The organism is Devosia honganensis (genome assembly GCF_042648785.1).
GTDB lineage: Bacteria > Pseudomonadota > Alphaproteobacteria > Rhizobiales > Devosiaceae > Devosia > Devosia honganensis.
Window position 1 is genome coordinate 649,344 of the sequence record NZ_JBHRYD010000001.1, and the last position, 14,849, is coordinate 664,192.

At 66.1% G+C, this 14,849-nt stretch carries 15 protein-coding genes; 4 read left to right on the forward strand and 11 right to left on the reverse strand.

The annotated features are described in order from the left end of the window. Positions 1-118: 118 nt before the first annotated feature. Both ACFOOL_RS03120 and ctrA read right to left on the reverse strand, forming a co-directional pair. Positions 119-1,396 carry an RNA polymerase sigma factor gene (locus ACFOOL_RS03120; RefSeq protein ID WP_380094771.1) on the reverse strand — a complete coding sequence of 426 codons (1,278 nt, stop codon included), beginning with the start codon at positions 1,394-1,396 and terminating at the stop codon, positions 119-121. 121 nt (positions 1,397-1,517) lie between these two features. Next, the gene (gene ctrA, locus ACFOOL_RS03125) at positions 1,518-2,213 is read right to left on the reverse strand and encodes a response regulator transcription factor CtrA (RefSeq protein ID WP_380094773.1); all 696 of its coding nucleotides are present in this window, start codon (positions 2,211-2,213) and stop codon (positions 1,518-1,520) included. Between the two features lie 386 nt (positions 2,214-2,599). On the opposite strand from ctrA, the gene fliI reads away from it, so the two are divergent. Together fliI and fliJ are read left to right on the forward strand one after the other, a co-directional pair. Then, the gene (gene fliI, locus ACFOOL_RS03130; protein ID WP_380094775.1) at positions 2,600-3,940 is read left to right on the forward strand and encodes a flagellar protein export ATPase FliI; all 1,341 of its coding nucleotides are present in this window, start codon (positions 2,600-2,602) and stop codon (positions 3,938-3,940) included. Positions 3,941-4,000: 60 nt separating this feature from the next. Next, complete coding sequence (gene fliJ, locus ACFOOL_RS03135; protein WP_380094777.1) at positions 4,001-4,414, forward strand: flagellar export protein FliJ; 414 nt, start codon at positions 4,001-4,003, stop codon at positions 4,412-4,414. A 73-nt stretch (positions 4,415-4,487) separates the two neighbouring features. On the opposite strand, the gene ACFOOL_RS03140 is transcribed toward fliJ, so the two are convergent. Next, positions 4,488-5,156, reverse strand: a complete 669-nt coding sequence (locus ACFOOL_RS03140) for a PRC-barrel domain-containing protein (protein ID WP_380094779.1) — start codon at positions 5,154-5,156, stop codon at positions 4,488-4,490. A 235-nt stretch (positions 5,157-5,391) separates the two neighbouring features. Here ACFOOL_RS03140 and ACFOOL_RS03145 point away from each other — a divergent pair, with 235 nt between their 5' ends. After that, a complete protein-coding gene (locus ACFOOL_RS03145; protein WP_380094781.1) occupies positions 5,392-5,586 on the forward strand; it encodes a DUF2934 domain-containing protein in 195 nt (64 codons plus the stop codon). A gap of 66 nt (positions 5,587-5,652) precedes the next feature. Continuing rightward, the gene (locus ACFOOL_RS03150; protein ID WP_380094782.1) at positions 5,653-6,117 is read left to right on the forward strand and encodes an AAA family ATPase; all 465 of its coding nucleotides are present in this window, start codon (positions 5,653-5,655) and stop codon (positions 6,115-6,117) included. Between the two features lie 12 nt (positions 6,118-6,129). Here ACFOOL_RS03150 and flhA read toward each other — a convergent pair whose 3' ends face one another. The 8 genes from flhA to ACFOOL_RS03190 all read right to left on the reverse strand — a co-directional run bounded on the left by flhA (position 6,130) and on the right by ACFOOL_RS03190 (position 14,784). Next, positions 6,130-8,274 (reverse strand): flagellar biosynthesis protein FlhA, encoded by a 2,145-nt coding sequence (gene flhA / locus ACFOOL_RS03155; RefSeq protein WP_380094784.1) that lies wholly within the window; start codon positions 8,272-8,274, stop codon positions 6,130-6,132. A 157-nt stretch (positions 8,275-8,431) separates the two neighbouring features. Then, positions 8,432-9,799, reverse strand: coding sequence for a sigma-54-dependent transcriptional regulator FlbD (gene flbD / locus ACFOOL_RS03160; protein WP_380094786.1), 1,368 nt, complete (start codon positions 9,797-9,799; stop codon positions 8,432-8,434). A gap of 13 nt (positions 9,800-9,812) precedes the next feature. Beyond that, positions 9,813-10,157, reverse strand: a complete 345-nt coding sequence (fliN, locus tag ACFOOL_RS03165; RefSeq protein ID WP_380094788.1) for a flagellar motor switch protein FliN — start codon at positions 10,155-10,157, stop codon at positions 9,813-9,815. Further along, on the reverse strand, positions 10,157-10,819 hold the full coding sequence (locus ACFOOL_RS03170; protein ID WP_380094789.1) for a hypothetical protein: 663 nt from the start codon (positions 10,817-10,819) through the stop codon (positions 10,157-10,159). The genes fliN and ACFOOL_RS03170 overlap by 1 nt, the downstream gene beginning before the upstream one ends. A 4-nt stretch (positions 10,820-10,823) precedes the next feature. Beyond that, on the reverse strand, positions 10,824-11,918 hold the full coding sequence (gene fliG, locus ACFOOL_RS03175) for a flagellar motor switch protein FliG (protein WP_380094792.1): 1,095 nt from the start codon (positions 11,916-11,918) through the stop codon (positions 10,824-10,826). A 5-nt stretch (positions 11,919-11,923) separates the two neighbouring features. Then, the gene (gene fliF, locus ACFOOL_RS03180; RefSeq protein WP_380094794.1) at positions 11,924-13,555 is read right to left on the reverse strand and encodes a flagellar basal-body MS-ring/collar protein FliF; all 1,632 of its coding nucleotides are present in this window, start codon (positions 13,553-13,555) and stop codon (positions 11,924-11,926) included. A 232-nt stretch (positions 13,556-13,787) separates the two neighbouring features. Beyond that, entirely contained in the window at positions 13,788-14,066 is a 279-nt protein-coding gene (gene sciP, locus ACFOOL_RS03185) for a CtrA inhibitor SciP (RefSeq protein WP_380094796.1), read from the reverse strand. Between the two features lie 349 nt (positions 14,067-14,415). After that, complete coding sequence (locus ACFOOL_RS03190; RefSeq protein ID WP_380094798.1) at positions 14,416-14,784, reverse strand: response regulator; 369 nt, start codon at positions 14,782-14,784, stop codon at positions 14,416-14,418. Between the last annotated feature and the right edge of the window lie 65 nt (positions 14,785-14,849).

Genomic DNA, 14,849 nt, shown 5'->3' on the forward strand with positions numbered 1-14,849 from the left:
CCTCCCCTGGCGGCGGGGAGAGTTCATTTAAGGCTCTTGGCGCAATTTATCCCCCGCACCAACGATCATTCCCCTCAAGGGGAGCAAAGGCACCGATTCCGCCTGACAATGAAAGCCGCTAGATTTCCTCTCCGGCGCGGCTGGTGAGAAACGCTTTTTCGCGCTCGTTGCGGGTCAGTCCGGCCGCCTTGAGGAATTCCAGATTGGCCTCCGTATGGCGGCCCAGGCGGCGCAGCAGGTCGCCGCGTACCCCGTAGAGCAGGTGATAATTGCGCAGCGCCGGGGTGTCGCGCAGGGCGTCGATGAGGCTGAGCGCGGCGGCCGGCCCCTCGGCCATGGACACGGCGACGGCGCGATTGAGCTCGACCACCGGCGAGGGGGCGACCTGGTTGAGCAGGCCGTAAAGCGTGGCGATCCGGGCCCAGTCGGTGTCTTCGGCCTTTTCGGCACGGGCGTGGCAGGCGGCGATGGCGGCCTGGAGCGTATAGGGGCCGGCGCTGCCGCCGAGGCGATAGGCGCGGGCCAGTCCGGCAAGGCCGCTGGCGATCATCCGGCGGTCCCACAGCGTCCGGTCCTGCTCGGGCAGCGGCACCGGCTCGCTCTGGGCTCCGGTGCGGGCGGGGGCGCGCGAATGCTGGATTTCCATCAGCGCCAGCAGGCCGTGCACTTCCGGCTCGTCGGGCATCAGCTCCGCCAGGATACGCCCCAGGCGCATGGCTTCCTCGCAGAGACGGGGACGCATCCAGTCCTGGCCGGCGGTGGCCGAATAGCCTTCGTTGAAAATCAGGTAGAGCACACCCAATACCGAGCCGAGACGCTGTTGCCGGTCCGCGCCGCGCGGCACCTCGAAACCCAGTCCCGCATCGGCGATGGCGCGCTTGGCGCGCACGATGCGCTGGCCGATGGCGGTGTCGTTGACGAGAAAGGCGCGGGCGATCTCCTCGGTGGTCAGCCCCCCGAGCAGCCGCAAGGTCAGGGCCACCCGGCTTTCGGGCGGCAGGACCGGATGGCAGGCGGTGAAGATGAGCCGCAGGAGGTCGTCGCCGACATCGTCGTCCAGCGCTTCGTGGATGGCCGTTTCGGCGTCGGCTGTCACCTCCTCGAGATCGCGGCCGATTTCCGCCAGCTTGCCGGCGGCCATCTTGCGGTGGCGGAAATAGTCGATGGCCTTGCGCTTGCCGGCCTGCATGAGCCAGGCGCCCGGATTGCGCGGCACGCCGGTCTCGGGCCAGGCGCGCAGCGCCGCCAGCAGCGCTTCCTGCGCCAGCTCCTCGGCCAGCGAGATGTCGCGGACCATGCGCGTCAGCCCGGCGATGACCCGGGCGTGCTCGCTGCGCCACACCGCGGTGATGGCGCGATCGGTTTCCCGGCGGGCGCCTTGCGTCGGCTCGCTCATGGCTCTTTTCCTCCGCAGCTTGTCTGGCAAGGGAATATGGCCAAACCATTGCTACCGGAAACGGAAACACCCCGCGCCTTGCAGCGCGGGGTGGTCCAAATTCCTCGGCCGGAGGCGGACGTCAGGCGACGTTCTCGGTCTCCTCGGGCTCGCGCAGCACATAGCCGCGGCCCCAGACCGTCTCGATGTAGTTCTTGCCGCCCGTGGCCACCGACAGCTTCTTGCGCAGCTTGCAGATGAAGACGTCGATGATCTTGAGTTCCGGCTCGTCCATGCCGCCATAGAGATGGTTGAGGAACATCTCCTTGGTGAGGGTGGTGCCCTTGCGCAGCGAGAGCAGCTCCAGCATCTGGTATTCCTTGCCGGTCAGATGCACGCGCTGGCTTTGCACCTCGACGGTCTTGGTGTCGAGATTGACGGTGAGATCGCCGGTGGAGATGACCGACTGGGCATGACCCTTGGACCGCCGGACGATGGCGTGGATGCGGGCCACGAGTTCGTCCTTGTGAAAGGGTTTCGTCATGTAATCGTCGGCGCCGAAGCCGAGACCGCGCACCTTGTCCTCGATGCCGGCGAGGCCGGACAGGATCAGGATGGGAGTCTGGACCTTGGCGACGCGCAGCGTGCGCAGCACCTCGTAGCCGCTCATGTCCGGCAGGTTGAGGTCCAGAAGGATGATATCGTAGTCGTACAGTTTTCCGAGATCGACGCCTTCCTCACCCAGATCGGTGGTGTAGACGTTGAAACTTTCGGACTTGAGCATCAATTCGATGCTCTGCGCCGTGGCGCTGTCGTCCTCAATAAGGAGTACCCGCATTATAATCCCCTTGTCATTCGTTCCTGCTGGAACCCGCGGGAGGCGAGGCCAGATTGCCCTTCCCGCTCCAACCCTACTGGATATGACCGAAGCCTAAGCGCAACTAGTTAACAAAGTTTAATTCGAACCCGCAATACGCAAAGAGCGGTAAGGTGAATTTATATTAAATCATTGAAATTTATATATAAATGCTCCGTAATTTTCTTAATACATAACATTAAGAAAGCCCTTCAAACGATTCACGGGACTCATGCAATCGCAGGATTTTGAGGGGTTTGCGCGCCAGGCCGGCGCCGGGCGGATTTTGCCCATTAGCAGGGGAAATAGCGCTTTTGCGTTAACGATGGGTTACGTTCCGATTCGCAGCCGGCGGGTCGATTCGATCCATGAAGGAAACCATGAAGGCACTGATCTCGGCCATCGAGGCCATCGAGGACGTGGAGGTTTTCGGACGGGTGAAATCCGTCCAGGGGCTGCTCATCGAGATCGTCGGCCCGGTGCGCGAGCTGCGCGTGGGCGGGCGTGTCGCCATCGAGGCCAGCGACGGGGCGCGGCTCGATGCCGAGATCATCGGTTTTCGCGACGGCCACGCGCTCTGCCTGCCCTTTGGCGAACTGGGCGGCGTGCGGCTGGGATGCCGGGCGGTGTTCCGGCGCCATGACGGGGCGGTGAACCCCTCGCCGGGCTGGCTGGGACGGGTGATCGACGCCAATGGCCAGCCCATGGACGGCAAGGGGCCGCTGCCGCGCGGCGCCCTCGCCTATCCGCTGCGCCAGTCCCCGCCCGCCGCCCATGACCGCGCCCGGGTGGGCGATCCGGTCGAGCTGGGCGTGCGGTGCCTCAATACCTTCGCCACCATGTGCGAGGGGCAGCGCATGGGCATCTTCGCCGGCTCGGGCGTGGGCAAGTCGGTTCTCATGAGCATGCTGGCGCGCAACACCGATGTCGACGTCTCGATCATCGGGCTGATCGGCGAGCGCGGGCGCGAGGTGCATGAATTCATCCAGGAATATCTGGGCGAGGAAGGCCTCGCCCGCGCCGTGGTGGTGGTGGCGACCTCGGACGAGGCGGCGCTGATGCGGCGGCAGGCGGCCTATATATCCATGGCGCTGGCCGAATATTTCCGCGACCAGGGGCGGCGGGTGCTGTGCATGATGGACAGCCTCACGCGCTTTGCCATGGCCCAGCGCGAGATCGGCCTGGCCATCGGGGAACCGCCCACCGCCAAGGGCTATCCCCCCACCGTGTTCACCGAATTGCCCAAATTGCTGGAGCGGGCCGGGCCGGGCCTGCCCAATTCGGGCTCCATTACCGGACTGTTTACCGTTTTGGTGGAAGGTGATGATCACAATGAGCCCATTGCGGATGCCGTGCGCGGCATTCTGGATGGGCACATCGTGATGGAGCGCGGCATTGCCGAGCGGGGACGCTACCCCGCCGTCAATGTGCTCCGGTCCATATCGCGGACCATGCCGGGATGCGTGCCCGAACAGGTACGCCCGACCCTGGCGCGGGCGCGCGAGCTCATGTCCATCTTTTCGGACATGGAGGAACTGATCCGGCTGGGGGCTTACCGGAAAGGGTCAGATCCGAACGTGGACCGCGCAATCGCCATCCATCCGCTGCTGGAAGCGTTTCTGGGCCAGCAGCGGGAGGAAACGACGACGATCGGAGAGGGCTATGACATGCTGACCCGGATCGTGGCCGAGGCGGATGCGCGGGACTGATGGGGCGGCCGGCATTGCCGGACGGTCCGGAACTGACTTGATGTGTAAGGAGTACAGGTCTTGAAATCGCGCAGCGAGAGCCTCATCCGGCTCAGGAAGTTCCATGTGGACGAGAAGCGCCGCCAGGTCGCGCAGATCGAGATGATGATCGCCGATTTCGAGCGCATGGCGGGCGAGCTCGATCAGCAGATCGAAATCGAACATACCAAGACCGGTATCTCCGATGTCGCGCACTTCGCCTATTCCACCTTCGCCAAGGCCGCGCTCACCCGGCGGGACAACCTGCTGGCTTCGGCCAACGACATGAAGGGCAAGCTCGAAGCGGCGCAGGACGCGCTCGCCGAGGCGCTCGAGGACCTGAAGAAGGTGGAATTGCTCGACCAGCGCGAGACCCAGCGCGAGCGCGACGAACAGGCGAGGGTCGAGCAGGCCGGTTATGACGAGGTGGCGCGTCTGCGCTTCCGCCGCCAATAAGCCCTTTTCGTTGCACCGACCATGAAAAGGCCCGCCGGAGCGGGCCTTTCGCGTTTCCGTTGCCGGAGCGCCCTTATTGCGGCGCGGCCGGGGCCATCGGGTCGGCCGGGGCCATCGGATCGGCCGGAGCCATGGAGTCGGCAGGCAGCGGCTCGGCCGGCTCGTCATCCCGCCAGACGAAGTCCGGCGCGGCGGTCAGGGCGTCGGCGGTGGTGGGCAGCACCCAGCGCTCGGTGCCATCGGCCGCCAGGGTGAATTCCAGCATGGTGAAATCGACGGCGACGTTCTTCTCGCCGATGCCCAGGAACCCGCCCACGCCGATCACCACGGCGGCGATGTCGCCATCGGCGGTGAAGACCAGGTCGTTGACCGTGCCCACCTGTTCGGCATCGTCGGCCCCGCTCGAATAGACCGGCGAGCCCATGAGGTTGGAGGCCAAGTTATCGGTGTCGGCCACGACATAGCCGGCGGCCATGTCGAAACCGGTCCGCGTGGTGTCCTGGACCGTGGTGGTGGTGTCGTTCACCGTGGTGTCCACCGTCTCGCCGGTAGTACCCGGCGCGGCATCCTGCGCGGAATCCCCGGCCGCATCGGGGGTAGTGTCGGTGGTCGCATCGGTCCCTTCATCGACCTGCTGGTCCACGGTGGAATCGGGCGTTTCGACAGGAGCGGTGTCCTGCGCGACGACGGAAGCCGACATCAGCGCGGCGATGGCGGTGGTAGCAAAAAGCGTGCGGATCATTGTAAGCTCCAATGGTTCATCATTGCTGTGAACAGGGCCGTGCGGCGCAAAACTTGCCGGTGAAGCGCCGTGCGGCCCGTTATGCCGGGTCAACGCAGCGACTGCGCCGGCCGTTCCGCCGCATTTTTTTCCGCAGGTCCGGAACCGGAAAGGTCCGGCCGGGCGGCTTTCCGATTTGCGGGGCAACCGTGCGGTGGCGCCCGGCGTTGTCCGGATGCATCGACAGGAGGAAGCCATGCACGATCTTGAGCAGGACAAAATTCGTGACCGCGCTTATCAGCTATGGGATCGCGCCGGTCAGCCGGAGGGCAGGGAAGAGGAGTTCTGGTACGCCGCCGAGCGCGAGCTTGCCGGCAAGGGAGCGGGCGACGGCTCCGCCCGGGCCGCCGAGCCCGAAGCCCCGCCGGTAGTGCCCGGACGTCTTTCCTGAACCACTGGCCGCCGGGCCAGGAATAAGGCATTTTGCCCCGGTCGGCCGGTCGGGGAGGGAGAGTTCTTGCGGCGCGCCACGCTGTTCATCGTCAGCGGCCTGCCCGGAGCGGGCAAGACCACCCAAGCCCTGGCGCTGGAGGCGGAGACCGGCGCGGTGCGGATGGAGCCCGATGGCTGGCTGGCCGCCCTCGATCTGGACCTCTGGGACGAAAAACGCCGCGCCGCGATCGAGGCGCTGCAATGGACCTTGTCCCGCCGTTATCTCGCTGCCGGAGTGGACGTCATCGTCGAATGGGGAAGCTGGGGCCGTGCCGAGCGCCTGGCGCTCGCCGCCGAGGCGAAGGCGCTGGGCGCGCGGGCCGAACTCCACTGGCTGACCGCGCCGCTCGAGGTCCTGCTGGAGCGCCTCGCGGCGCGCGGCCGCGAGGACCCCCCGATCACCCGCGCCGACCTCGCCGGCTGGATCGCGGCTTTCGAGGCGCCCGACGCCGCGGAACTGCGATTTTACGACGCCGTCCGCACTCTCTGACAATGAAAACCTCTAAACGCTGCCCACCGTCTTGAGGCGGATGCGCGGGTGCACCTCGTTCTGGCTCATGACCACCGTTTGCGGGCGGAAGCGCTCGATGATGGAACGGACATGGGGGCGGATGGCGGGCGAGGTGATCAGCACCGGCAGCTCTCCCTGCTGGGCGGCGCGTTCATAGGCGGACTGCACCGCCCCGATGAACTGCTGCAGCTTGCTGGGCGCCATGGCCAGATGTCGGTTCTCGCCATCCCCGGACATGGCCTCGGCAAAATCCCGCTCCCATTGCGGCGACAAGGTCAGCAGCGGCAGATTGCCGTCCGGGCCCAGATTGGCGGCGCAGATCTGGCGCGACAGGCGGCTGCGGACATGTTCGGTGATGGTAGGCACGGAGCGGCCGGAACCGGCGACTTCGGCCACCGCCTCGAGAATGCCCGACAGGTCGCGAATGGAGATGCGCTCGGTCAGCAGCGCCTGCAGGACCCGCTGCAGGCCCGACACGGTGATCTGGCCGGGCACAATGTCCTCCACCAGCTTCTGCTGGTCCTTGGGCAGGCCGGAAAGCAGCGACTGCACATTGGCGTAGCTGAGCAGGTCGGCGACATTGGCCTTGAGGATTTCGGTCAGATGGGTGGAGATCACCGTCGAGGGATCGATGATCGAGAGGCCGCGCAATTCGGCCTCGTCGCGCAGGGCCGGCTCGATCCATGTGGCGGGCAGGCCGAAGGTGGGCTCGGTGGTGTGATGGCCCGGCAGGTCGATGGGATTGCCATAGGGATCCATGACCATGAGCTGGCTGGCGAAGATCTGTCCGGCGCCGGCCTCCACCTCCTTGATGCGCACCTTGTAGTCGTTGGGCTCCAATTGCATGTTGTCGAGGATGCGCACCGGGGGCATGACGAAGCCGAGCTCCAGCGCCAATTGCCGGCGCAGCGCCTTGATCTGCTCGGTCAGCCGATCGGTGCCGGTCTCGTCCTCCTTGACGAGGCTGAGCAGGCCATAGCCCAGTTCGAGCTTGAGGTCGTCGATCCTGAGCGAATCGGTAATGGGCGGCTCGGCGGGCGAGGCATTGGCGCCCGCGGCGCCCATCGGCCCGGCGGCGGCCTTGGCCATCGCCTCGGCGGCCTCCGTGTGCTCCCGCGCGGCCTTGGCCTTGGCGGCGCGGAACGCGGCATAGCCGACGCCGCCGGACAGGGCGAGGAAGGGAAGGATCGGCATGCCGGGCAGCAGGGCGAGGGCGGCCATGACGGCCGAGGACATGCCCAGGGCGCGCGGATAGCCGGCGAACTGGCTCGAAAGCGCCTTGTCGGCGGCGCCGGTGACGCCGGACTTGGACACCAATATGCCGGCGGCGGTGGAAACGATCAGCGCCGGAATCTGGCCGGTCAGGCCGTCGCCTATGGTCAGCAGCGTATAGACGCCCCCGGCCTCCGGGACGCTCAGCCCCTCCTGCAATATGCCGATCAGCATGCCGGCGGCGATATTGATGAAGGTGATGATCAGCCCGGCAATGGCGTCGCCGCGCACGAATTTGGAGGCGCCGTCCATATTGCCGAAAAAGGCGCTTTCGCCTTCGAGGTCGGCGCGCCGCTTCTTGGCGGTGTCCTCGTCGATGAGGCCCGCCGACAGATCGGCGTCGATGGCCATCTGCTTGCCGGGCATGGCGTCGAGGCTGAAGCGGGCCGCCACTTCCGCGATGCGGCCCGAACCCTTGGTGATGACGATGAAGTTGACGATCACCAGGATGATGAAGATCACCGCGCCGATGACGAAATTGCCGCGGGTGACGAAATTGCCGAAGGCCTCGATCACATGGCCGGCTGCGGCGGTGCCGTTGTGGCCGTCCGACAGGATCAGCCTCGTGGTGGCCAGGTTGAGCCCCAGCCGCAGCATGGTGGCGATCAGCAGCACGGTGGGAAAGGCGGAAAATTCCAGCGGCCGCTGGATGAACAGGGCGGTCATCAGGATCATGACCGAAAAGACGATGGAGATGGCCAGCAGCATGTCCACCAGCAGCGCCGGCATGGGCACGATGAGGATGACGATCATCCCCATCACCCCGGCGGCCAGCGCGATATCGCCCGAGCGCAGCGTGTCGATGATCCGCGTCACCGAGGGCAGGGCGAAGCCGGTCCGGGGGCTGGAGGGGATGTCGGTCATGCGAGCTTCCACGGCGCTTCCATCTCCCCTTGTGGGAGAAGGTGCCCGAAGGGCGGATGAGGGGGCATTTTCGCGAGCCCGGTGGAGGCCCCCTCACCCGCCGCTTCGCGTCGACCTCTCCCCCATAGGGAGAGGTGGGCGCCCGCCGACACTTGCTTCACGCCGCCCCCCGCTTCTCGCCCGGCTCAGGCACCGCCACGCCCTCTTCGGCATATTGGTTGAGCTTGTTCCTGAGGGTGCGGATGGAGATGCCCAGTATATTGGCGGCATGGGTGCGATTGCCCAGCGTGTGGTCGAGCGTATCGAGAATGAGGTCGCGCTCGACATCGGCGACGGTCCGGCCCACCAGCGCCCGGCTCATCGCCTCGGCGGTCTGGGCGGCCATGACGGCGGGCGAGGCGGCGCGGGCCGCTTCGGCCAGCCCCATGCCGTCGGGCAGCACGATGGCCTCGGTGCCGATCGTGTCGCCCGAGGAGAGCAGCACGGCCCGGTGCAGGGTGTTTTCCAGCTCGCGCACATTGCCCGGCCAGGGCGCCTTGACCAGTGCGTCGCGCGCCTCCGGCGACAGGGCCCGGGGCGGAATGCCGTTGGCCTTGGCGTATTTGGCGACGAAATGCTCGGCCAGGGCGAGGATGTCGCCGGGCCGGTCGCGCAGGGCGGGGAGCTTGAGATTGACCACGTTGAGGCGGAACAGCAGGTCCTCGCGGAAACTGCCCTCGCGCACCGCGTCGCCCAGATTGCGGTTGGAGGTGGCCAGGATGCGGATATCCACCGGCACCGGCCTCGAGCCGCCGACGCGATCGATCACCCGCTCCTGGATGGCGCGCAGCAGCTTGGCCTGGAGGCGCACATCCATTTCCGAGATTTCGTCGAGCAGCAGCGTGCCGCCCGAGGCTTCCTCGAACTTGCCGATGCGCCGGGCGACGGCGCCGGTGAACGCCCCTTTTTCATGCCCGAACAGCTCGCTTTCCAGCAGCGCCTCGGGAATGGCGGCGCAATTGACCGAGATGAACGGCTTGCCGGCGCGCCGCGAGCGGGCATGCACGAACTTGGCCACCACTTCCTTGCCGGTGCCGCTTTCCCCGGTGATCAGGATCGAGGCCTCCGAGCCGGCGATCTGCTCGGCCATTTTCACCACCCGTTCCATGGCCGGGTCGCGATAGAGGAAATCCGAGCTCTCGCGGGCCACGGCGGCGATGACGGCGGCGATCAGCTCGGCATCGGGAGGCAGGGGGATATATTCCTTGGCGCCGGCGCGGATGGCGTTGACCGCCGCCGCGGCATTGGCCTCCACCCCGCAGGCGACCACGGGCACGGCGATGCGTTCGGCTTCGAGCCCGGCGATCAGTCCGGCGATGTCCATCATCACGTCGACCAGCAGCAGGTCGGCGCCGCGCCCGGCGCGGAGCGCCGCAAGCGCGATGTCGACCGATGGGGCATGGGCCACCTTGGCGCCGCCGTCCATGGCCATTCGGGTGGCCAGGCTCAACTGGCCCTCGAGAGCTCCCACGATGAGCAAGCGCATGTTTCCGGCTCCCTTATTGCGGCTTGATGATTTCGGTCATAGTGACGCCGAGCCGGTTCTCCACCAGCACGATTTCCCCACGCGCCACCAGGCGGTCGTTGATGAAGATCTCGACGGCTTCCCCCACCTGCCGGTCGAGCTCGATCACCGTGCCGGTATCGAGCTTGAGCAGGGCCGAGACCGGCATCTTGGTGCGGCCCAGCACCACCGACACCCGCACCGGCACGTCGAACACGGCCTCGAGGTCGGCGGCACTGCGCTCGATATGGGCCTCGCCGCGCGGGTCGCGCGCGGCGGCGGCCATTTCGTCCAGGTTGAGGCCTTCGGCGGCCATGACGTCGTTATCGGGATCGGCCATCAACCGTTCTCCTTGTGCTGTCCGGCAGGGCTGCGGGCCGCGAGAAAAGCGGCGATCTGCCGGTCGATTTGTCCGGAGGTGGCGGCGATGTCGCGCACCAGCCCGCCATCCACCCATTCCAGCCGCCCGTCGCCGATGCGGATATCGGGGTCGCCCATCACCACCAGCCGGCCGGCAAAGCCCGACGAGGCCATCTGGGCGGTCGCCGTGTCGCGCACGGCATCGGCGAGGTCGGGATGGCAGCGGATCACCAGATGCGGCGCACCGTCCAGCCCGGAAAGACATTCGGCCACCAGCGCCTCGAGCTCGGCCAAAGGAAAGCGCGCGATGAGGTGCAGCGCCAGCTTGCGGCCCACCGAGACGGCCAGGTCCACCGCTTCGCCCTGGAACGCCAGGCGCGCCTCGTCCACCGCCCGCGCCATCTCCGCCGATTGGGTGGCGAGGGTGGCGGCGGCGGCGGCGATGGTCTGCGCCGCCATGGCAGTGGCGTTCTTTTCGCCCGCCGAGAGGCCCTCCGCATAGGCTTCCTCGCGGGCGTTGGCGATGAGCTGGGCCACGACGTCCTCGGGAATGGCGGGGACGGGGGCCGGGGGCGGCGCCACCGAACGGGGGGAGCGCGGCTCCAGGTTCAGGTCGAAGGTGTAGCGGGCGGGGCTGGCCATGGCGTCACGCGATCATCTGGTCGTCGGACTTGGTCTTGAGGATGACGATCTCGCCCTTGGCCGCCAGGTCCTTGGCGGTGGCGACCATGCGGGTCTGGGCCTCGTCCACGTCCTTGAGGCGCACCGGCCCCATGTCGGTCATGTCGTCCTGGAGCAATTTGGCGGCGCGGCTCGACATGTTCTGGAAGAAGAATTCCTTGACCGCATCGCTGGCGCCCTTGAGGGCCAGCGCCAGGTCGCGCTTGTCCAGCCGGCTGAGCAGGGTCTGGATGGCCGGCATGTCGAGCCGGGCCAGGTCCTCGAAGGTGAACATGAGCTGCTTGATGCGCTCGGCGTCGTCGCGGTTGATCTCCTCGAGGCTGGTGATGAAGCGCGCCTCGGTCTGGCGGTCGAAGGCGTTGAAGATTTCAGCCATCTGCTCGTGGCTGTCGCGGCGCTTGGTGTGATTGAGCGTCGACATGAATTCGGTCCTGAGGGTCATCTCGATCTTTTCGAGGATTTCCTTCTGCACCGGGTCGAGCCCGAGCATGCGCTGCACCACGTCCATGGCCAGTTCCTCGGGCAGCACGGCCAGCACCTTGGAGGCGTGCTCGGTGGCGATCTTGGACAGGACCACGGCGATGGTCTGGGGATATTCGTTCTTGAGATAGGCAGCCAGCACGTCCGCCTGCACGTTGGAGAGCTTCTCCCACATATTGCGGCCGGCCGGCCCGCGGATTTCCTCCATGATGGCGTCGACCCGTTCCTGGGGCAGGAAGGAGAGCAGCAGGCGCTCGGTGGAATCGGTATTGCCCGAGAGCGATCCGTTGGAGGAAACGGTGGTGACGAACTCGATCATCAGGTCGTCGAGCATTTCCTGGGTGATGGGGCCGAGCCGGGACATGGCCCGGGACAATTGGCGGATTTCCAGCTCGTCCAACTCGTCGAAGATGGGCTTGCCGTAATCGGGGCCGAGCGCCAGCAGCAGCGCGGCCGCCTTCTCGTCATTGCGCAACTGTCGCTGCTCGCCGCCCACCTGCAATTGCGTGCCGGCCGGAACGGGCGAGCCGGTGGTGGCGGGGACGGGATTTTCGCCGGTGGATTGGGAGACCAGTGCCATCGCCGTCACGCCGCGCTGCCGAGCCAGTCGCGCACGATCAGCGCGGCCTGCTTCGGATTTTCCTCGACCAGCGTGCCCACGGTCTTGAGCGTCTGGAGCTGGGTTTCACCCATGGATTTGGCATTGGCCACCCAGGCGGGCGTCTTGTCGCGCGGGCCCGGGCTCTCTTCCTCCATCACCTGTCCGTCGGCGATCAGCACGCCGTGCTGGCCCAGCTCGGCCGCCTCGGGCAGGGCCAGGGGCTCGCTTTCAGGCGTCAGCGCCTTCTTGAGCAGGGGCCGCATGACGAAGAACACCAGCGCCAGCGCGATCAGCAGCGTCACCGCCATCTCCGCGCCGTTCATCAGGTCGTCACGGGTGAAGTCGAGCAGGCCGGCATTGGCGTCGGTGCCCGGGGCGACGAGGTCGGGCCGCTCGGCGAACTGCATGTTCACCACGTCCACGGTATCGCCGCGCTCGGCCGAATAGCCCACGGCGGAGCGCACCAGGGTCTGGATCTGGGCCACCTCCTCGGCGCTGCGCGGCGTATAGGTCATGTTGCCGGCGCCGTCGTCCGCATAAACGCCGTCGACCACCACGGCCACGGAGAGCCGCTTGATCGCCCCGGCCTCGGTCACGTCGGTCTTGGTGGTGCGGGAAATCTCGTAATTGATGATTTCTTCGGTGGAATTGCCCTGCTCGGCCAGTCCCGCCGCGCCATTGTTCTGGCTGGCGCCGGGCAGTTCGTTGGCCACGGTTACCTGGCCGGTGGCGCCATTGGACAGGTTTTCGCTCTCGCGCGTCTGGGTCGAGCGCACCACCTGCCCCTCGGGGTCGAAATGTTCCTGGGTGAGGGTGGAACGGTTGAAGTCGAGCTCGGCGGCGACCTCGACGCGGGCGCGTCCGGCGCCCACCACATTGGCCAGCATGTCCTCGACGCGGGTGCGCAGCCGGTTCTCGAAGCCCAGCGTGCGCTCGTCGTTCAGCGCCGTCATCATGCCGTCGCGGTCCTCGCCGGTGCCCGAGGCAAGCAGGTTGCCGCGATCGTCGACCACCGAGACCCGGCCGGGAGTGAGGCCCTCTATGGCCGAGGCGACCAGATGTTGGATGGCGCGGATCTCGCCATTGGAGAGCTCGCCGCGCACCGACAGCACGATGGAGGCGGAAGGGTCCTTGCGCTCGCGGCGGAACAGTTCGCGCTCGGGCAGCACCAGATGCACCCGGGCGCCCTTGATCCGGGTCAGCGAGGCGATGGTGCGGGCCAGTTCCCCCTCGAGGGCCCGCACATTGTTGATGTTCTGCACGAAGCTGGTGGCGCCCAGCGTCGATTGCTGGTCGAAGATCTCGTAGCCCACCTGGCCGCGCGTGGGCAGGCCCTCGCCGGCCAGCGTCATGCGCATCGTGGTGATCTGGTCGCGCGGGATCAGGATGGTGTCGCCCTCGCCGCGCAGTTCATAGGGCAGGTTGAGGGTCTGCAATTCGGTGATGATGGCCGAGGAATCCTCGAGGCTGAGCCCCGAATAGAGCGGCGCCATGCTGGGCGTCTGCGCCCGCATGATGAGGAAGCCGAAGAAACCCAGCATCAGCACGGCAACGATCGCCATGGCGGCGATGCGCGGCATCCCGATCCGGTCAATGAGATTGGTCAGACTTTCCACGCCACCACTCTGGTCATCAGACTCATGCGGTCGCTGGTGCCCCCAAGACCGATGGGCAAAAATTACCTAGCGGATGGTAAACAATCTCTTAACCTCGCGTCGCACTTTGCAAATTGCGGCAAAATCTGCCGGCAGGCGTTAACGGGAGGTAACCTTTGGGGCCGATGCGAACGCGAAAAACCCGCCGGACCGGCCGGCGGGTCGAAATCTCTGGTCTGCCGCTCTGGCGGGCTCAGCCCTCGCGGTAGTGCTGAATCCAGGTGGTCCGCAGACCGGCCAGGCCGTGCTTGTCGATGGCGGCCTGCCAGTTGAGGAATTCATCGACGCTGAGCGCGTAGCGCTCGCAGGCTTCTTCGAGGCTGAGCAGGCCGCCGCGCACGGCGGCGACGACCTCAGCCTTGCGGCGGATCACCCACCGTCTCGTATTGGCCGGGGGCAGGTCCGCTATCGTTAGGGGACTGCCATCCGGGCCGATTACGTACTTCACGCGAGGACGCATCTGTACGGTCATTTTACTCTCTACTCAAACCTGACCATATAAGCATGAGAGTAGAGGAGCCGCCTTAAGATACCCCTAAGGGGAAACTTACAAGCGGTTAAGAAACCCCAGAGGTTTCAATCAATTGTACGGGGCGGGCACTCATGAGCCGGCGCCCCCTCCCCTTGTGGGGTATGTTCACTTCGGACGCTCCTGGATTGACCGTTGTTGCCCGCACCAACGCCGTGCGGCGCTCGGAGCCCCGAAACCCGGGGTGGACAGGTGACCCTTGGGTCAAGCCCGAAGGAAGCCGGGTATGGGGACTAAATTGAGCCAAGAGCCGAAATGACGCCCCCAAGGGGGGCGCTGGTCACCGCGCGCCTCAGGCGGCGATCTTGACGCGGTCGAACTTGGCCTTGAGGATCTTGCGGTCGAAAGGCTTCATCATATAGTCGTCGGCGCCGGCCTTGAGCGCCAGGGCAATGGCGCCGATGTCGTTTTCGACCGTGCAATAAATGACATGCGGCTTTTCTCCGCCCACATAGGCGCGCAGCAGCTTGAGGAATTCCAGCCCGCTCATGATCGGCATGCTCCAGTCGAGCAGGATCGCGTCCGGCATCTGCTGCCGGCACTTGTCGATGGCCTCCTGGCCGTCCTCGGCTTCCTCCACGACATAGTCGAGATCTTCCAGAATCCGGCGCGCCACTTTGCGCACCACGCTGGAATCATCGACGATCAGGCAGCTTCGCATGGCTCGGGGCCCCGGATTTTCCGACATGGCCCGACTATGCAGAAAAGTGGTTGGCGAATGGTTAG